Origin of the sequence: Streptomyces marokkonensis (assembly GCF_008312835.1) — a bacterium.
GTDB classification, from domain to species: Bacteria; Actinomycetota; Actinomycetes; order Streptomycetales; family Streptomycetaceae; genus Streptomyces; species Streptomyces marokkonensis_A.
The window spans coordinates 19,776-36,435 of the sequence record NZ_VSKS01000006.1 but is presented as its reverse complement, the minus strand read 5'-3'; the positions used below and the strand labels follow the sequence as shown (position 1 = coordinate 36,435).

Sequence of the window (16,660 nt, the reverse complement as noted above, 5' to 3'; positions counted from 1 at the left end):
CGCGACTACGTTTCGGCAGGTGAAACCAATGGGCGCTCTGAGCGCGCTGGAAGAGACACTGGAGAACCGATGGGAGGCGCTGTGGGCGCGGATGTTCGGCCGGGACCCGGTCGAACTCGTCGACGCCCTGCGACGCGAGTGCGACAGCAACGCCGTGGTGTGCCGGGCGGGCCGGGTGATGGTCCCCAACGCCTACGACGTGGAACTGGCCGGTCCCGTGCACGAGGAACTGACGCGCCGGGGCGGGCGGGTGGGGCAGGTGCTCACCGACCGGCTGGCCCGGCACGCCGCGCGTCACGGCTACGAGTGGGCGGGCCCGCTCGCCGTGCACGTACGCCGGTCCGCCGAGGTGCCCAACGGCCGTTACCGCGTGGCGAGCAGCGTGATGCCGCACGTGAGCGCGGACGCCTTCCTGCGGGCGGGAGCCGCGGGGCGGAGCTGACGGCGGCCCGCGCTCAGCGCCGGTAGACCGTGATCGAGTGACCGACGTCGTCGACCGGGCGGCTGCTCCGGAGCAGTTCGGCCAGCCGGCCCCTGGCCTTGGCCGCCGCGGAGTCCGACACCACCAGCACCCCGCGCACCTCGTCGAGCGGCACCCGGCGCGGATCGGCCGCGTCGACGCCGTAGTACGAGGGGACCCCGCTGCCCTTGTAGACGAGCCAGACCCGCTCGCCCCGGTACCGCTCGCGCAGCCGGTCGGCGAGCCGGCCGAGGTCCTGGCCCCAGTCCACATTGGAGTCGTGCAGCCGCAGCCGGGTCTTCGACGGACCGCCGAACGCCTCATTGGAGTACGGCAGATAGTAGGGGTACGTCCGCAGCGAGCTCACCGCGACGAGCGTGACGAGCAGCGCCGCCGCGTGCGGTGCCCACCGGCACCGCACGGTGAGCACGCAGCCCGCCGCCACCGCCAGGAACATCGGCAGGAACACGGCGTACCGGGTGCCGAAGTCCCGCGACCCGGACATGGCGGCGGCCAGCAGGACCGCCGGCACCGGGAGCAGACAGGCCGCCGCGGGTCGCAGCCGGCGCACCGTCACCACCGTGACGGCGCCCGCGGCCCACAGCGCGAGCATGCCGAGCGGCGTCTTCACCAGCAGCGCGGCCGGCAGGTAGTACCAGAGCGAGCCGGTGTACACCCGCCCGAACAGGAAGCCCTCCCACGGCCAGTACTCGAAATGGAACTGCACGCGCATGCCGTCCCGGTACGGCTCGGGGAACGGCAGCAGCTCCACGAACAGCCCGCGCAGCCCTCGCAGCACGGGCACCCGCGCCTGCGGATCCCAGCGCAACCGGGGATCGACGGCCAGGTAGGCGGCCCAGACGACGGCGACCGCGACCAGCGTGAAGACGGCGGCGCCCGCCACCGCCCGCACCAGCCGGCGCCGCCGGTCACCCGTGGTCGCGCACCACACCGACACGGCTGCCGTCACGACCAGCACCGGCAGCGCGGGCAGCACGCTCATCCTGGTCGCCAGCGCCGCCCCCAACGCCGCCCCGGCGAGCGGCAGATGCAGCCGCGGCCGCAGGCGCGCCCGCCACACCAGCCAGACGGAGGTCAGCACGAACCCGGCGGCCGGCACGTCGAGCGTGGCCAGTGAGCCGTGCGCGATCACGTCGGGCGAGAGGCAGTACAGGGCGAGCGCCGCCAACGCGCCCGCCCTGCCCGCCAGTTCCCGGGCGAAGGCGAAGACGACGAGCCCGAACAGCAGCGTCAGCACGATCACCGGCAGGCGCGCCCAGAACATGACCCGCCACGGGTCGTTGCCCGACTCGTACAGCAGCCGCCGCCCCAACTCGCCCTGGTCGCCGCCGAACCCCGCGTCGAGGTGCGGATCGGCGACCGCCACCCCGGTGGCGATCACCAGCTTCCCGAGCGGGGGATGCTCAGGATTGAACCGCAGACTGTGCTCCCGCAGATACACGGCGGCGGTACCCACGTACACCGGCTCGTCGATCGTCGGCGTCTGCCGCACTGCGGCGGTCACCATCGCCACGGCCATCTGCCCGAGAAGCAGCACCATCACGACGAGCACCGGCCACCGCCGGCCGGTGCCCCCCGGCGCGGTGCCTCCCTCACCGTCGCCGGGGACCGGCTTGAGTGCGCGCGCCGCCACAAGACCCCTCATGGGCCCCTACTCTCGCACCCGCGCGCGCACCCGGGGCGTCACAACGCCCGGCTCCCGTCCGCCGGTGCACGCGCGGCGAGCTCCTCGAGCGCTCCACCGGTCAGCCGGCACACCGTCCACTCGTCCAGGAGTTCCGCCCCGAGCGACTTGTAGAAGGCGATCGCCGGCTCGTTCCAGTCCAGCACCACCCACTCGAAGCGCTCGAAGCCGTTCTCCCGGCAGATCCGCGCGAGCGTGGCCAGCAGCTCCCTGCCGTGTCCGGCACCCCGTGTGTGCGGGCGCACGTAGAGGTCCTCCAGATGCATCCCGCGGGTCCCGGTCCAGGTGGAGAAGCGCGGGAACCACAGGGCGAACCCCGCGATCTCGCCGGTCCCGTCGTCCTCGGCGATCAGCACGGAAGCGGCGGGGCGCTCACCGAACAGGGCCGCACGGAGCTGTTCATCGGTGGCGCGGGCCTGCTCCGGGGCCCGTTCGTACGTGGCGAGTTCCCTGATCATCGAACGGATCTCGGGGACGTCGTCGACGGTGGCTGCTCTGATCATGGAGGAGAGCCTGCGTCAGCGGGCCGCACCGCGTCCAGTCCGTTCCGGCGGCCGGGACGCGTCCGGCAGCGCGGATGCCGGCACCACCAGATCGGCCCGCTCCCGGGTCGGCGCGATCAGCTCGGCGTTGCGCCGGTCCGAGCGCTCGACCCAGGCCACCGCCTCCTCGTGGCTCTTGCCGAACTCCTCGTGCCGGGCGATCAGGCGGCGGAGCCGCTCCCGCTCGTCCAGGTCGCAGAACCACACCTCGTCGAGCTGCGGCCGGACCCGCGCCCAGGCCCCGGTGTCCAGCAGCAGGTAGTTGCCCTCCGTCACCACCAGCCGGGCGGCCGGCGGCACCGGGACCGCTCCCGCCAGCGGCTGTTCCAGCACCCGCTCGAAGCCGGGGGCGTACACGACATCGCCGTACGGCTCCTCGCGCAGCCGCCGGAGCAGCGCCGCGTACCCGGCCGCGTCGAAGGTGTCCGGGGCGCCCTTGCGGTCCCGGCGCCCGAGGCGGCCGAGCTCGGCGTCGGCGAGATGGAAGCCGTCCATGGGCACGTGCGCGACCCACGGCTCCCCACCGCCGTTCAGCTCGCGCACCACACCCGCGGCGAGGGTGGACTTGCCCGCTCCCGGGCTTCCGGCGATGCCGAGGATCGCGCGCCGGCCGTCCCGCGGGAGCGAGCGGGCACGGCGGAGGAGGTCGTCGAAGGTCAGCACCACACGGGAGAGTGTGTCACCCGGGCCCGGGCGGCCGGTGCTCCGCCGCCGTTGCGGCCCGCGCCCACTGTCCGGCGCCGTACGGGGAACGGTGTCCTGTATGACGGATCTGGGTCTGCCCGATGACATCCTCGCCTGCCTCTTCGATCTCGACGGCGTCGTCACGAAGACGGCCGCCGTCCACGCGGCCGCCTGGAAGGAGACGTTCGACGCCTTTCTCCGCGAGCGGGACGGCGACGCCTTCCGGCCCTTCACCGACACCGACTACGACGAGTACGTCGACGGCCTCCCGCGTGCCGACGGCGTCCGCACCTTCCTCGCCTCCCGCGGCATCGCACTGCCCGAGGGCGGACCCGGCGACCCGGCCGACGCCCGCACCGTGCACGGTCTCGGCAACCGCAAGAACGAACGGCTGCTGGCGAGGATCCGCACCGACGGCGTGGCGCCCTACGACGGCACGCTGCGCTACATCGAGGCGGTCCGCGCCCGGGGACTGCGCACCGCGATCGTGTCCTCCAGCGCCAACTGCCGGGACGTCCTGCGGTCCGTCGGCGCCGAGGACCTCTTCGACGTCCGGATCGACGGGGTGGTCGCCGCCGAGCGGGGCCTGCCCGGGAAGCCGAGGCCCGACACCTTCCTCGCCGCCGCTCACGACCTCGGCGTGGAGCCGTCCCGCGCCGCCGTGTTCGAGGACGCGCTCGCCGGCATGGACGCGGGCCGCGCCGGACGCTTCGGGTACGTCGTCGGCGTGGACCGGGTGGGCCAGACCGACGCCCTGTACGCGCACGGCGCCGACCGGGTCGTGACGGACCTGGCCGAGCTCGGAGGTGATGTGTGAGCACACGGGGGCTCCCGGGGCGCATGCGACGGTTGGCCGTATATCGCCCTGCGTGCCCGTTCCGCGCGGGTTAGGTTTGGCCGTGATCTTCGGACGCCCGGTTTCCGCCGCCCCGGCCCCCCTGGACGCCACGGCCCGTGGAACCCGGCACCCACGACGCGCGAGAACGAAGGACGGACGATGACCGACGGCGCCGGTGCCCTGCTGGCCGCGACACGAGGACGCGAGCAGCGGTCAGGTCCGGGCGCCTCCCGTCACGCGCCCGGCACCAGGCCGTTCGCGGTGCTCGCGGCCGTCTTCACCCTCACCCAACTCGCCCTCGTCCGGCCCGTGCTGGGCCTGGGCTGGGACGAGATCGTCTACACCAGCCAGGTCACCTCCCACCATCCGGCCGCCTTCTTCAGCGCACCGCGCTCCCGGGGCGTCTCCCTGCTGGTGGCGCCCGTCGCGTCCTGGTCCGAGTCCACCGTCCTGCTGCGCGTCTATCTCGCCCTCCTCTCCGGCCTGGCCCTCCACCTGGCCCTGCGCGCCTGGCGCGGCCTGTTCCCGACCCGGGTCCTGGTCACCGCCGGAGCCTTCTTCGCCTCCCTGTGGGTGACCCTCTTCTACGGTCCCCAGGCCATGCCCAACTACTGGGTCGCCATCGGTGCGCTGATCGCCGTCGGCGGTTTCCTGCGCCACCGCGCGGACCCCTCGTCGCGCGGCGCACTGTGGACGGTCGCGGGCGGGGCGGCGCTCATGGCCTGGATGCGGCCCACCGACGCCGTCTGGGTGACCCTCCCGCTCCTCGCCCTCGCCCTCGCGGGCCGGCACTGGCGGTCACTGCTCGCCGTCGCCGGGGGCCTCGCGGCCGGAGGGGCCGAGTGGGTGATCGAGGCGTACACCGCCTTCGGGGGCCTCGGGGAGCGGCTGGCCGAGGCCTCCCGCATCCAGGGCGGGCTCGGTGGGCACATCGCCCTCGACGACCAGCTGCGCAGCCTGGGCGGGCGCGCCCTGTGCCGCCCGTGCACCGGGTCGATGCCCCACCCCGTGATCACCCTCTGGTGGTTCGTCCTGCCGCTGCTCGCCGTCCTCGGCCTCGTCCTCGCCGTGCGGGCCCGCCGCACCGTGCGCACCCTGGTACCGCTGGCCTGCGCCACCACCGCCGCGGTCCCGTACCTGTTCATGATCGAGTACGCGGCGCCCCGCTTCCTCCAGCCCGCCTACGCCCTGCTCGCGATCCCGGTCGCCGACGCGCTGTGGCACCTGGTCACGGCACCCCGCGGGCCATGGCTGCGGACCGCCAGGGTCCTGGTCGCGCTCGCGGTGGCGGGCCACCTCACCGTCCAGCTGACCGTCCTCGTGCACACCGTGGACCGCAACCTCGACAGCCGTCGCGACTGGGCCCGCACGGCGGACGAACTGCACCGGCTCGGCGTCCGCCCGCCCTGTCTGATCACCGGCCACGAGGCCATCCCCATCGCCTACTACGCCGGCTGTTCCTCAGGGGCGACCTCCGGCAACAACGAGAACACCACAGTCGCCGCCATTCTGCGCACGGCCGCACGTGTGCCGGTCGCCGCGCTCACCGGCCCCGGCGGCTCCCCGCCCGGCTACGCCCGGTCCTGGCCCGCCCACCGGGTCGGCGACCTCGAGGTGCGCGTCGCCCCGGCGCCGGGGCCTGACGCGGGCTGACGGCGGCTCCCCGAGCCGGAGACCCGGTTCCTGATCCGGCCGTGGCCGAGCGGCGACGGTCCCGTCCGGACGGCCCGACCGCGCCGCCCCGACCGCGCCGGGCTCTCCCCGCCGTCCGGCGCGAGGGGTTAGAGATCGCGTGACGGGAAACGCGGATCTGACACCGCGGACGACATGAGCCGACGCAGCGTGACAGGGAGGAATCCATGGGCTCCGAACCGATGGCCGACGACGCCTACCAGCCCACCGGGAGCAACGAGGAGCAAGAGGACGCCGCGCCGCTCGACATGCAGGACGCTCTCGACGAACGGACCTACGACGACACCCTCGACGAGGGCTACTCGCCGCCGGAGAAGCCACTCGGCGTCACCAAGCACGGCACCACGGCCGCCGAGCAGCACGACGGGGAGACGCTCTACGAGCGGCTGGCCCAGGAGGTTCCCGAGGAGCCCGTGCCCGCCGGGGACGAGGTGGGCGACCTGCCCGGCGGCGAGGGCGAGCCGGTGGATCCGGAGGCGGGCGGTGCCCGCGCCGGACGCCTGGTCGCCCCCGACGAGGGCGCGCACACCGACACCACCAAGGAGAGCGTCGCGGACGACGTGGGCATCGACGGCGGGGCCGCCGGCGCGGAGGAGGCCGCGATGCACGTCGTCGAGGACGGGACGGCGCTCCCGGAGGAGCGGGACAGAACCTGACCCCGCGCACGGCCTACGGCGCCGCCGGTCCGCATGCACGGGACCGGCGGCGCCGTCCTGCCGGGAGCAGGGAAACGGGCAGTCAGGGGAGGATCTTGTCCAGGGCGGCGGGCCCCTCCTCGGCCAGCTTCCGCCTGGCCCACTCGAGGTTCCGCGGGGTGATGTCCTTGCCGGAGGCAAGGACCAGGTCCTCCGGCGACACATCGGTGCCGGTGCGGGCGTGGAGCAGGCTGTCCGGGGTGGCACGGTCCTCGGGCTGCCGGGACGCGTCGGGCTGGGACGTCGACATCTTCTGGCTCCTCGGGTCCGGATCGCTGTTGCGGCCCCGGTGCTGTCATCGGGTCCGACACTCACCATTCAACGCGGGAGCCCGCCGTGCATCCGGAACGCTCACGGCACCGCGGTGAAGGGCCGCCTCCTGGATGCCGGGGTACCTTCCCGGGCCCGGGGGAAACCTGCCCCGGCGGCTCACTGGAACGGCGTGAGGGTCAGCCGCAGGCCCGTGGGCGCCGTGTCCTGGATGTAGGAGGCGAAGTCGGCCACGTCGTCGAAGGCGAAGCCGTATGCCCTGCCGTCCTCCGTGGCCGCGTGCATGGCCTTGGAGTAGTGGTTGGTGATCCCGGTCCGGTAGAAGACCGAGGGGTCGGTGGTCGGCTGGTCGGGGTGGCTCAGCAGCGTCGACCGGTTGAAGCCCGCGCCCAGCACCGCGGCGACCGGACCGGTGGTGCCGTCGTTGGGGGCGGCGAGGGCGCCGTCGCAGAAGAGGACGTCCCGCGTGGACGGCTTGCCGAAGGAGACCTGGGCGGGCCCGTCGAAGGTGAACCGGTCGCCGCGCACCCGGCCGGTGAAGGTGCCGGCGTTCGTGGTGACCTTGAGGTCCCGGCCGGTGTAGGTGCTCCACACCTCGTCGATGTACGGGGCGAGGTAGTCCTCGGCGAAGAGACCGGCGTCCAGCCCGTGACCGGGGGCGATGATCCGCGTGTCGTCCACGGCCAGCCGGGAGAACGCCTCCACCTCCCTGACGGCGGCGAACGCGGCGGCGCGTCCGCCCGCGCGCACCGTGCCCGTCGTCTGCTCCTCGGCGCCGGTGAGCCGGATGCTCAGCGGCACGCTGAACATGTCGACCATCGTCGTGTTGCAGAACATGCCCGACGCGTTGTAGGTGAACTCCGCGCAGTCGTGCAGCACGCCGTGGTTGGGGTCGGAGGCGACCCAGCCGGCCGGGTACTGCAGCGCCGCGTCGCCGTTGCCGTCGGTGACGACCTTGAACTTGAGCTTCGCGCCGAGGGAGACGTAGATCCGGCCGGACATGTACGGCAGGGACAGCTTGGTCTCACCGCTGCCGGACAGGCCGATCGCGTAGTCGGTGAAGCCGTCCGGGCCGTTGTCGGAGGCGGAGACCGGGACGGCGGTGCCCTCGGGGGTGACCCGGACCTGACGCCCGTCCGCGTTGCCGACGATGTAGAGGTGCACGTTCGCGTTGCCGAAGGAACCGCTGTTGTTGACGATCGTCAGTGGCAGGGGTCCCGCCGCCGCCGTGCCGGCCTTCGGTTTCCCGGGCTGGTCCGCGAGGGCGTGGGGGGCGATCACCGCCGCGGCGGGCAGGGCCACGGCGGCTCCGCCGAGAGCGAAGAGGACCTTGCGGCGGCCGGGGGTGCGCTGATGGCGAGGAGTCATGTGGGGGTCTCCTGGAGTGCTCGTGCGGGTTCCTGGCCGCGCCGGCCGACACGGGGAGGCCTGAGAGAGCGCTCTCAGGATGTACGTCGGGACCGGCGCGCGGCATTGATGCTAGGGACACCGACGTACCCCCGCCAGCGGTCCGACTTGTCCTCAACCCGCTCTCACCTGGGCCTGCTTGAAGGAGGAACGAAGCCCCCACGATCACTTAACCGGCCCTTAAGGGCCGCTTAAGCCGGCCGGGGCGCGGGTGCCACGGAGTGCGCCGGGACCGCTGCGGTGCGCAGCCGGCGGGTGCGCCGGGACGGGCCGTTCAGCGCGGCGCGCCGTGCAGGAGCGTCTCCGCCGTGGCAAGGACCCGTGTGACCCGGAGGGCGAACGCCGCGTCGCAGGAGTGCGCGGTGCCGGTGCGCGCCGCGGTGAGGAGTGCGTCCAGGGCGCGGGTGAGGGCGGGGACGGCTCCCTCCGAGGTCTCCGGCAGGCACGTGACGCCCGCGTCGCCGCGCAGTTCGACCATGGCGCCGGCCGCGGCCGGCGGGGCGGTCAGGCTCAGGGTGAGACTGCTCGACGCGCCGCCGAGGTGGTCGAGGACGAGATGGACGGTGTCGCCGGGGCCGTACGCCGTCGCCGTCACCCGCCGCGCTTCGCCGAGCACCGGAAGCAGCACGGACAGGGCGTGCGGGCCTACGTCCCACAGTGCACCCTTCTCGCGTCGCCACGGCGAGGCGGCGAAGGGACTGTCCCCGGCGGTGAACACCGCTCCGAGCCAGTGCGCCCGCCCGGTGAACCAGCCGCCCACCCGGGCCTGTTCGCCGATCCACGCCTCCGGCCCGGACTGGAAACGGGTGGTGAAGAAGACCACCGAGGCGACCCCGGCCGCCTCGGCCGCGTCGACCACCGCCTGCCCCTGGGGGACCGTCGGCGCGAGCGGCTTGTCGAGCAGCAGATGGCAACCCGCCCGCGCCGCGCGCACGGCCAGCTCCGCCTGCACCGCGGGCGGCAGCGCGACGGCGACCGCGTCCACGTCGGCGAGCAGCGCGTCGACGTCGTCGTAGGCCCGGGTGCCGTGCAGATCGGCCAGTTCCCTGGCGGCGTCCGGCCGGCGGCCCCACACACCGGCGAAGTCCAGGTCCTGGTGCCCGCCCAGCGCGGGGGCGTGCGCCACCCGCGCCCAGGGGCCGGTGCCGAGCAGTCCTATCCGCATGCCGCCGCCTCTCCCGTGGGCCGGCGCCCGCCGGACCGTGTCGCCGTCGCCCTCTGCCGACGCCCTCCGGGTCAGACGATGATCCCTGCCGAAACGGCATGTCAACAGCCCGCGCCGACCGCGCCGCGGTCGGCGGGAAGCGGGCGCCGGGTGTCATCGGCGGAGGGTCAGCCCCCGGGCTGGTTGATGTTGACCATCCAGGGGATGCCGAAGCGGTCCGTGCACATCCCGAACACGTCTCCCCATATCTGCGTCTCCAGCGGCACGGACACCGAGCCGCCGCCGGCGAGCTCGTCCCAGTAGCCGCGCAGCGCGCTCTCGTCCTCGCCGCTGACGCTGACGGCGAAGTTGTTGCCCGGGGCGTGCTCCGTGCCCGGCGGCAGGTCGGCGCCCATGAGGGTGAAGCCGGCGGTGGTCGTCAGTGTGCCGTGCATGATCTTGTCGGCGTACCCGGCGCCGGGTTCGCCGAACGCGCCGTAGGTGTCGAGGCGCAGTTCGCCGCCGAAGACCTCCTTGTAGAACTCCATCGCCTGCCGCGCGTCCCCGTCAAAACTCAGGTACGGGTTGAGAAGTGAGGCCATGAATACCTCCCGAAACGGTGCAAAGGGTCGACTGCGCGCAGAGTAGCGCCGGGCACCGGTCCTCGCGCGGCGGCGCCGCCGCGCGAGGGCGGCCCTGATTCAGCGTCCGGCCTGCTGAATGCGTTCGCGTTCTTCCATTGGATTTCCGGCCGTCCCGCGGCCAGGCTGGTACGCGCTTTCCCCATCGTCGCGACGACAGCCGGAAGAGGTCACGCCCCCATGCACACCCGCCGTATCGGTGAGGTCGAGGTCGGCGCCGTCGGCCTGGGCGCCATGCCCATGTCGATCGAGGGCCGTCCGGACGAGGCCCGCTCCCTGGCCACTCTCCATGCCGCGCTGGACGCCGGCGTCACCCTGATCGACACCGCGGACGCCTACCACGTGGGCGCCGACGAGGTGGGTCACAACGAGACCCTGATCGCCAGGGCCCTCGCCTCCCACGACCGGGGCGGCGACGTCCTGGTCGCGACGAAGGGCGGTCATCTGCGCCCCGGTGACGGCAGCTGGACGCTGGACGGAAGCCCCGGACACCTGAAGCGGGCCTGCGAGGCGTCGCTGCGCCGGCTCGGCGTGGAGGCCATCGGGCTTTACCAGTTCCACCGGCCCGACCCCCGCGTCCCGTACGCCGAGTCCGTCGGCGCGGTGCGCGAACTGCTGGACGAGGGGAAGATCCGCATGGCGGGCATCTCCAACGCCGGCCCGGAGCAGATCCGGCAGGCCGGCGAGATCCTCGGCGGCCGGCTGGTCTCCGTGCAGAACCAGTTCTCCCCGGCCTTCCGCAGCAGCGAGCCGGAGCTGGAGCTGTGCGGTGAACTCGGCATCGCGTTCCTGCCCTACAGCCCGTTCGGCGGCATCGCCCGCGCCGGCGAACTGGCCTTGGACCACGCGCCGTTCGCCCGGATCGCGCGGAGGCACGGGGTGAGCGCGCACCAGGTGTGCCTGGCGTGGATGCTCGCCAGGTCGCCGGTGGTCGTCCCGATTCCCGGGGCGAGCCGGCCGGAGTCCGTCCGTGACTCGGTGGCGGCCGCCGGACTGGCGCTGAGCGCCGAGGACGTCGCGGAGCTGGACGCCGTCTGAGAGCGTCCGCCGTCCGTCTCGGTCGGTGGACTCCGGCGGCGCGCCCCCTCGCGCGCCTGGTGTACTCCTGGCGCGCGGTGTGGAAAGCGCTTGCCGGACAGAGGGCTCACCGGACATGAGCTCACCGGGGACGTGCCCGCCGAGGACGCGTCAGCAAGCAGGCCCACAGGGGAGGACCACCGCCGATGGCGACCACGCCGGAACGACCGCTCGACCACCGCTACCGGGGCGAGCATCCGATCCGCACCCTCGGCTATCTGTTCCGGGCGGACCGCGGCCGGCTGGCCGGCGCCGTCGTCGTGTTCACGGTCAAGCACAGCCCCGTCTGGCTGCTGCCGCTGATCACCGCGTCCATCATCGACACCGTCGTGCAGCACCAGCCGATATCCCGGCTCTGGACCAGCACCGGCGTCATCATGTTCATCCTGCTGGTCAACTACCCGCTCCACGTGCTGTACGTCCGCCTGCTGTACGGCAGCGTCCGCCGCATGGGCACCGCACTGCGCTCCGCCCTGTGCACGCGCATGCAGCAGCTCTCCATCGGCTACCACTCCCGGGTCAGCGCCGGCGTGCTCCAGGCCAAGGTGGTCCGGGACGTGGAGACCGTCGAGCAGATGGTGCAGCAGACCGCGGAGACCGGGCTGGGCGCGCTCACCGTGCTCATCGGGGGACTCGTCATCATCGCCGTCCGCACCCCCGAGTTCCTGCCCGTCTTCCTGATCGTGGTGCCCGCCGCCGCACTGCTCGTCGCCCGGCTCAGGGCCCGGCTGCGCACGCACAACGAGCACTTCCGCCACGAGGTGGAGGCCCTGTCCTCCCGGGTGACGGAGATGACCCGGCTCATCCCCGTCACCCGCGCCCACGGCCTGGAGGGCAAGGCGCTGCGCCGGATGGACGGCACCCTGAACCGGCTGCTCACCTCCGGGATGCGTCTGGACCTGGTCAACGGCAGGTTCGGCTCGCTGGCCTGGGTCGTCCTCAACGTGGTCGGCGTGGCGGTGCTGGCCGGCGCGGCCCTCATCTCCTACTACGACGTCTGGGGCGTCACCGCCGGCGACGTCGTGATGCTCAGCGCCTTCCTCACCACGCTCACCAACTCGACGACCACACTGGCGGGGCTGGCGCCGGTCATCACCAAGGGGCTGGAGTCCGTCCGCTCGGTCGGCGAGGTCCTCCAGGCCCCCGAACTGGAGGACAACGAGGGCAAGGCGGAGGTCACCGCCCTGCGCGGCGCGATCACCTTCGAGGGCGTCGGCCACGCCTACGAGACCGACGGGCGGCCCGCCGTGCGCGACTTCACCCTCGATGTCTCCCCGGGCGAGACCATCGCGCTCGTGGGCGCCTCGGGCGCGGGCAAGTCCACGGTGCTCAACCTCGTCATCGGCTTCATCCGGCCGACCTCGGGCCGGCTCCTGCTCGACGGAACCGACATGAACAGCCTCGACCTGCGCACCTACCGGCGCTTCCTGTCGGTGGTGCCCCAGGAGTCGGTCCTGTTCGACGGCACCGTCAGGGAGAACGTCGCCTACGGCATGGACGACGCCGACGAGGAGACGGTACGGGCCGCGCTGCGGGACGCCAACGCGCTGGAGTTCGTCGACCGGCTGCCCCAGGGCCTCGACACACTCGTCGGGGAACGCGGCGCACGGCTGTCCGGCGGTCAGCGCCAGCGCCTGGCCATCGCCCGCGCCCTGATCCGGGACCCCAAGGTGCTGGTGCTTGACGAGGCGACCTCGGCGCTCGACACCCGCTCGGAGGCGCTGGTGCAGGAGGCGCTCGCCCGGCTGCTGCGCGGGCGCACCACGTTCGTCGTGGCGCACCGGCTGTCCACCGTGCGTGGCGCCGACCGGATCGTCGTGATGGCGGACGGCCGCATCCAGGAGATCGGCACCCACGAGGACCTGCTGCACCGGGGCGGGGTGTACACGGCGCTGCACAGCGGTCAGGCGGCCTGACAGGGCCGGTCGGGGCGCGACGGTTTTCGGTCAATTGCGGCCACTTGAACACATGGGGTGCGTGCTTCCGTCAGGTCCGGGCATACGCAGCGATGACCAGAGAGGGGTGCTTCGTGCTCGTACCGGATCCGAAGGCCGTCAGGCGGCTCCTGACGCAGTACGCGACGCTGCAGATCGCCCAGGCGGAGAGGCATTCGCCGACGGCGGCGCGCGAACTGGAGGACGTCAGCTACACGCTCTGCGTGATGATGGGGACGTCCGCCGTCCACGACGCCATAGCCCGGGCGGACGCCCTGCTCGGCCTGACCCCGCCCGCGCCCGCCCGCGCCGCGGAGGCGGACGGCGAGAACGACCTGTCCCTGGCCGTCTGAGCACCGGAGCGCTCACGCTCCCGCGCGACGGGTGCTACGAGCCGCTCGCGCGGGCGGGACGCCGCCCGTTGAAGGACGAGCGGTAGGCGTGGGGCGTGGTGCCCGCCACCTTGCGGAACCGCTCGCGGAACGCCGTGGGCGATCCGAACCCGGCCTGCCGCCCGATCCGTTCGACCGTGTGGTCGCTGTTCTCCAGCAGGTACTGGGCGCGCCGCACCCGGGCCCGCAGCAGCCACTGCAACGGCGTGGTGCCCGTCTGCTCGCGGAACCGGCGGCTGAAGGTGCGCTCGCTCATGCCGGCGCGCGCCGCCATCGCGCCGAGCGTGACCTCGTGCGCCAGATTGTCCTCGATCCACTCCAGCAGCGGCTCCAGATCCGACCCGCGGGGCACGGGCGGGTGCTCGTGCACGATGAACTGCGCCTGGCCGCCCTCCCGCTCCAGGGGCATCACCGACATCCGGGCCGCGTTCGCCGCCACGGCCGAGCCCAGGTCCCGGCGGATCATGTGCAGGCACATGTCCAGCGCGGCGGCGGCGCCGGCCGAGGTGAGGATCTGGCCGTTGTCGACGTAGAGCACGTCCGGCTCCACGTCGACCAGCGGGAAGGCGCGGGCGAGCCGGTCGGCGGCCACCCAGTGCGTGGTGGCCCGCAGGCCGTCGAGCAGCCCGGCCTCCGCCAGCACGAAGGCACCCACGCACACCGAGGCGATCCGGGCGCCCGCCGCGGCCGCCTGCCGCAGCGCGGCGAGCACCGCGGGGGAGGGCGGCGGCGCGCCCTCGGCGCGGCCCGGGACGACGACCGTGTCCGCGTCCGCCAGTGCCTGGAGTCCGCGCTCGACGCGCAGGGTGAAGCCGCCGTCCGCGGCCACCTCCGGCCGCTCGGCGCACAGCCGGACCCGGTAGGCGGGCCGGCCGTCGGGCAGCCGCGTGAAGTCGAAGACCTGCAGGGGCGCCGCCATGTCGAACGGCACCACCCCGTCGAGAACCAGGATCGCCACGGAGTGCATGACGGCCACGATAGGCGGATTCCCGCCACGCCCCTGAGCCGGGGCATCGGGGCGACGGCGCACCTGAGGCACGGTGGGAGCCGCTGGCGGGAATCCGTTGGATCCTGTCGTTCCAGCCCCTGGGTGATCACCCGACGGGCCCCTAACGTGAGCCCGGCGCCGCTGATCACACCAAGGAAAGAGTCCCGGTGACCAAGCTCCTGCTGTCCCTCCATGTCCTGGCCGCCATCATCGCCGTCGGTCCCGTGACCGTCGCGGCCAGCATGTTCCCGCCGGCCGTACGCCGCGCCGCCCCGGCGGAGGCCGACGGGCCCGGCCCGAAGGCGGTCACCACCGTCGCCCTGCTCCACCGCATCTGCCGGGTCTACGCCCGCATGGGGATCCTCGTGCCCGTCCTCGGCCTCGCCACTGCCCTCGCGATGGGTGTGCTGGGCGACGGCTGGCTCATCGCCTCGATCACCCTGACCGCGGCGGCGGCCGGGATCCTCCTCGCCTTCGTGCTGCCCCGTCAGGACGAACTCGTCGGGCAGTTGACCGCCCACCGGCCGGTCGACCGGCAGAGCACCGTCCAACTCGCCATGTTCACCGGGGTGTTCAACCTGCTCTGGGCGACCGTCACCGTGTTGATGATCGTCCGTCCCGGGTCGATGACGGGCGCCTGACCGTCCGTCGTACCGGGGAAGTCCCCCCTCGTACCGGGCGGGCGCCTACACTCGGCAGTCGCGTCCCCGCACCGGGGCCGCCGAGCAGAAAGGCACGTTGACGGGTGTTCCAGGATTCCCCCATCTACGACCGACTCATCGCGGAGTGCGGCGATGTGCCCGCACAGGTCCGCCGCGAGGCCGAACGCGTGAGCAGGGAACTGGAGCTGGTCATGCGGCCCCTGCAGTCCCCCGGCTACGGTCCGGGCCTCGACCGGCCGCAATCCCCGGGCAACGGCTGGCAGCGCACCGCCATGCTGCCCGGACCGCGGCCGCACTGATCCCCCGTCCGGTGACGGACGCTCACCGCACCGTGGTGCTCGCCCCGTCGAGCTCCGCGGGTTCGTCGGGAATGGGACGGGACAGCCACTCGGCGATGGTCCGCGCGATCGGCTGTTCCGTCTCCACCTCCACGAATCCGAACTGACCCGACTGATTGCACTCCAGGAACCACCAGGTCCCGTCGGAGTCCTCGGCGAAGTCGAAAGCTCCGTACGCCAGTTCGGCCCGGCGCAGGTACGCGCGAACGGCTTCGGCGGTGCGCGCCGGGACCTCGACCGGCTCCCAGGGCGACCCGGGTGCGGCGAAACGCACATCCACCTCCTCCGGATCCCCTTCCGGCGCCGTCGCCTTGCGGGCCGCCAGCAACCGCTCGCCCACCACGGTGAGCCGGATGTCGGCCCGCTTGGCGATCCGCCGCTGAAGCAGCGTCGGCCCGAACGCGACCGCCGAGAAGTCCGTGTCCGGCGCCACCCGGCTGGTCGGCACGGCCCGCGGTGGATCCTGCGGGTGCGCCCCCGACACCGGCTTGACCACCAGATCCGGGAAGCGATCCGCGAACTCCCGCGCCGCGCGCGGGAACGTGGTGATCACCGTGGCCGGCACAGGCAGGCCGCAGCGCTGGGCCAGACGCAGCTGCCACGGCTTGTGGCGGGCCCGGCGGGCCGCGTCCGGATGGTTCATCCAGCGCGCGTCACAGCCGCGCAGCATCCCGTAGAGCGCCTGCGATGCCTCCTCGGTCAGCCATGCGGACGGCTGCGGCGCCCGCCCGGCCGGGGTGCCGGGCCGGCGCACCCACACGGACCTGAGCCCGCCGATGCTCACCAGCCGCCCCCCGACGGACAGATGGCCGCGGAAGCGGCCGTGGACGAACTCGCCGGACAGCGAGACGCCGCCGGTCAGATCGGCGGGATCGAGACGCACCACCGGCACCCCGGAGCCGTTCAGATGCACGACCACCATGTCGGCGGTCACATCCTCCTCACAGGTGAGGATCAGCACGGTCATCGTCTACGGTCCGCGTTCAGTCGTCGAAGTGGGTCTTGGAACCCGCGGTGGACGTCGTCGTCCCCACCTCACGCAACAGCGCGTGGTCGCAGGCCGCGATCCGTCCGTCCCCGAGTACGTTCAACTGCATTCCGGAGTCATACGCGTACGGAGTGGCAACAGCCAACTCAACTGCCGGACGTGCGTAGTTGAGCGCGAACGGTTGCATCGTCTCTCCCTCGTCG

The 16,660-nt window shown here is 73.1% G+C and carries 19 protein-coding genes; 9 read left to right on the top strand and 10 right to left on the bottom strand.

Annotated features, from left to right (window positions below; all coding sequences use genetic code 11):
- The first annotated feature begins 28 nt into the window (after positions 1 to 28).
- Complete coding sequence (locus tag F1615_RS12420; protein WP_149549000.1) at positions 29 to 442, top strand: DUF3662 domain-containing protein; 414 nt, start codon at positions 29 to 31, stop codon at positions 440 to 442.
- A 13-nt stretch (positions 443 to 455) separates the two neighbouring features.
- Here the strand turns inward: F1615_RS12420 and F1615_RS12415 are convergent, their stop codons facing one another.
- The 3 genes from F1615_RS12415 to F1615_RS12405 all read right to left on the bottom strand — a co-directional run bounded on the left by F1615_RS12415 (position 456) and on the right by F1615_RS12405 (position 3,373).
- Positions 456 to 2,021, bottom strand: a complete 1,566-nt coding sequence (locus tag F1615_RS12415; RefSeq protein WP_208818309.1) for a phospholipid carrier-dependent glycosyltransferase — start codon at positions 2,019 to 2,021, stop codon at positions 456 to 458.
- A gap of 143 nt (positions 2,022 to 2,164) precedes the next feature.
- Positions 2,165 to 2,668 carry a GNAT family N-acetyltransferase gene (locus F1615_RS12410; protein WP_149548998.1) on the bottom strand — a complete coding sequence of 168 codons (504 nt, stop codon included), beginning with the start codon at positions 2,666 to 2,668 and terminating at the stop codon, positions 2,165 to 2,167.
- A 15-nt stretch (positions 2,669 to 2,683) separates the two neighbouring features.
- Entirely contained in the window at positions 2,684 to 3,373 is a 690-nt protein-coding gene (locus F1615_RS12405; protein WP_149548997.1) for a nucleoside/nucleotide kinase family protein, read from the bottom strand.
- Positions 3,374 to 3,470: 97 nt separating this feature from the next.
- On the opposite strand from F1615_RS12405, the gene F1615_RS12400 reads away from it, so the two are divergent.
- The 3 genes from F1615_RS12400 (at position 3,471) to F1615_RS12390 (ending at position 6,577) form a co-directional block, all read left to right on the top strand.
- Positions 3,471 to 4,208, top strand: coding sequence for an HAD family hydrolase (locus F1615_RS12400; protein WP_149548996.1), 738 nt, complete (start codon positions 3,471 to 3,473; stop codon positions 4,206 to 4,208).
- Between the two features lie 180 nt (positions 4,209 to 4,388).
- A complete protein-coding gene (locus F1615_RS12395) occupies positions 4,389 to 5,882 on the top strand; it encodes a hypothetical protein (protein WP_149548995.1) in 1,494 nt (497 codons plus the stop codon).
- 206 nt (positions 5,883 to 6,088) lie between these two features.
- A complete protein-coding gene (locus tag F1615_RS12390; RefSeq protein WP_149548994.1) occupies positions 6,089 to 6,577 on the top strand; it encodes a DUF5709 domain-containing protein in 489 nt (162 codons plus the stop codon).
- A gap of 82 nt (positions 6,578 to 6,659) precedes the next feature.
- Here the strand turns inward: F1615_RS12390 and F1615_RS12385 are convergent, their stop codons facing one another.
- From F1615_RS12385 to F1615_RS12370, 4 genes are all read right to left on the bottom strand, one after another.
- Positions 6,660 to 6,866, bottom strand: a complete 207-nt coding sequence (locus tag F1615_RS12385; protein ID WP_149548993.1) for a hypothetical protein — start codon at positions 6,864 to 6,866, stop codon at positions 6,660 to 6,662.
- Positions 6,867 to 7,045: 179 nt separating this feature from the next.
- Positions 7,046 to 8,254, bottom strand: coding sequence for a beta-1,3-glucanase family protein (locus tag F1615_RS12380; protein WP_149548992.1), 1,209 nt, complete (start codon positions 8,252 to 8,254; stop codon positions 7,046 to 7,048).
- Positions 8,255 to 8,567: 313 nt separating this feature from the next.
- A complete protein-coding gene (locus F1615_RS12375; protein WP_149548991.1) occupies positions 8,568 to 9,458 on the bottom strand; it encodes a Gfo/Idh/MocA family protein in 891 nt (296 codons plus the stop codon).
- Between the two features lie 167 nt (positions 9,459 to 9,625).
- Positions 9,626 to 10,039 (bottom strand): VOC family protein, encoded by a 414-nt coding sequence (locus F1615_RS12370; RefSeq protein WP_149548990.1) that lies wholly within the window; start codon positions 10,037 to 10,039, stop codon positions 9,626 to 9,628.
- A 219-nt stretch (positions 10,040 to 10,258) separates the two neighbouring features.
- On the opposite strand from F1615_RS12370, the gene F1615_RS12365 reads away from it, so the two are divergent.
- From F1615_RS12365 to F1615_RS12355, 3 genes are all read left to right on the top strand, one after another.
- Entirely contained in the window at positions 10,259 to 11,116 is an 858-nt protein-coding gene (locus F1615_RS12365; RefSeq protein WP_149548989.1) for an aldo/keto reductase, read from the top strand.
- A gap of 185 nt (positions 11,117 to 11,301) precedes the next feature.
- Positions 11,302 to 13,071 (top strand): ABC transporter ATP-binding protein, encoded by a 1,770-nt coding sequence (locus F1615_RS12360; protein ID WP_149548988.1) that lies wholly within the window; start codon positions 11,302 to 11,304, stop codon positions 13,069 to 13,071.
- 113 nt (positions 13,072 to 13,184) lie between these two features.
- Positions 13,185 to 13,442 (top strand): DUF5133 domain-containing protein, encoded by a 258-nt coding sequence (locus F1615_RS12355; RefSeq protein ID WP_149548987.1) that lies wholly within the window; start codon positions 13,185 to 13,187, stop codon positions 13,440 to 13,442.
- Positions 13,443 to 13,476: 34 nt separating this feature from the next.
- Here the strand turns inward: F1615_RS12355 and F1615_RS12350 are convergent, their stop codons facing one another.
- Positions 13,477 to 14,448, bottom strand: coding sequence for a GlxA family transcriptional regulator (locus tag F1615_RS12350; protein WP_149548986.1), 972 nt, complete (start codon positions 14,446 to 14,448; stop codon positions 13,477 to 13,479).
- A 188-nt stretch (positions 14,449 to 14,636) separates the two neighbouring features.
- On the opposite strand from F1615_RS12350, the gene F1615_RS12345 reads away from it, so the two are divergent.
- Together F1615_RS12345 and F1615_RS12340 are read left to right on the top strand one after the other, a co-directional pair.
- Entirely contained in the window at positions 14,637 to 15,110 is a 474-nt protein-coding gene (locus tag F1615_RS12345) for a hypothetical protein (RefSeq protein WP_149548985.1), read from the top strand.
- A gap of 104 nt (positions 15,111 to 15,214) precedes the next feature.
- A complete protein-coding gene (locus tag F1615_RS12340) occupies positions 15,215 to 15,430 on the top strand; it encodes a hypothetical protein (RefSeq protein WP_149548984.1) in 216 nt (71 codons plus the stop codon).
- A 22-nt stretch (positions 15,431 to 15,452) separates the two neighbouring features.
- On the opposite strand, the gene tgmB is transcribed toward F1615_RS12340, so the two are convergent.
- Both tgmB and tgmA read right to left on the bottom strand, forming a co-directional pair.
- The gene (gene tgmB / locus F1615_RS12335; RefSeq protein WP_149548983.1) at positions 15,453 to 16,436 is read right to left on the bottom strand and encodes an ATP-grasp ribosomal peptide maturase; all 984 of its coding nucleotides are present in this window, start codon (positions 16,434 to 16,436) and stop codon (positions 15,453 to 15,455) included.
- 16 nt (positions 16,437 to 16,452) lie between these two features.
- Entirely contained in the window at positions 16,453 to 16,644 is a 192-nt protein-coding gene (tgmA, locus tag F1615_RS12330) for a putative ATP-grasp-modified RiPP (protein WP_149548982.1), read from the bottom strand.
- Positions 16,645 to 16,660: the final 16 nt, after the last annotated feature.

Excerpts from the sequence above, each read along its gene's own strand:
- F1615_RS12395 (WP_149548995.1), top strand. The coding sequence starts at position 4,389 with ATGACCGACGGCGCCGGTGCCCTGCTGGCCGCGACACGAGGACGCGAG.
- F1615_RS12370 (WP_149548990.1), bottom strand. The coding sequence starts at position 10,039 with ATGGCCTCACTTCTCAACCCGTACCTGAGTTTTGACGGGGACGCGCGG.
- F1615_RS12420 (WP_149549000.1), top strand. The coding sequence starts at position 29 with ATGGGCGCTCTGAGCGCGCTGGAAGAGACACTGGAGAACCGATGGGAG.
- F1615_RS12375 (WP_149548991.1), bottom strand. The coding sequence starts at position 9,458 with ATGCGGATAGGACTGCTCGGCACCGGCCCCTGGGCGCGGGTGGCGCAC.
- F1615_RS12390 (WP_149548994.1), top strand. The coding sequence starts at position 6,089 with ATGGGCTCCGAACCGATGGCCGACGACGCCTACCAGCCCACCGGGAGC.
- F1615_RS12360 (WP_149548988.1), top strand. The coding sequence starts at position 11,302 with ATGGCGACCACGCCGGAACGACCGCTCGACCACCGCTACCGGGGCGAG.
- F1615_RS12365 (WP_149548989.1), top strand. The coding sequence starts at position 10,259 with ATGCACACCCGCCGTATCGGTGAGGTCGAGGTCGGCGCCGTCGGCCTG.
- F1615_RS12350 (WP_149548986.1), bottom strand. The coding sequence starts at position 14,448 with ATGCACTCCGTGGCGATCCTGGTTCTCGACGGGGTGGTGCCGTTCGAC.
- F1615_RS12415 (WP_208818309.1), bottom strand. The coding sequence starts at position 2,021 with ATGGTGCTGCTTCTCGGGCAGATGGCCGTGGCGATGGTGACCGCCGCA.
- tgmA (WP_149548982.1), bottom strand. The coding sequence starts at position 16,644 with ATGCAACCGTTCGCGCTCAACTACGCACGTCCGGCAGTTGAGTTGGCT.
- F1615_RS12385 (WP_149548993.1), bottom strand. The coding sequence starts at position 6,866 with ATGTCGACGTCCCAGCCCGACGCGTCCCGGCAGCCCGAGGACCGTGCC.
- F1615_RS12410 (WP_149548998.1), bottom strand. The coding sequence starts at position 2,668 with ATGATCAGAGCAGCCACCGTCGACGACGTCCCCGAGATCCGTTCGATG.
- tgmB (WP_149548983.1), bottom strand. The coding sequence starts at position 16,436 with ATGACCGTGCTGATCCTCACCTGTGAGGAGGATGTGACCGCCGACATG.
- F1615_RS12400 (WP_149548996.1), top strand. The coding sequence starts at position 3,471 with ATGACGGATCTGGGTCTGCCCGATGACATCCTCGCCTGCCTCTTCGAT.
- F1615_RS12380 (WP_149548992.1), bottom strand. The coding sequence starts at position 8,254 with ATGACTCCTCGCCATCAGCGCACCCCCGGCCGCCGCAAGGTCCTCTTC.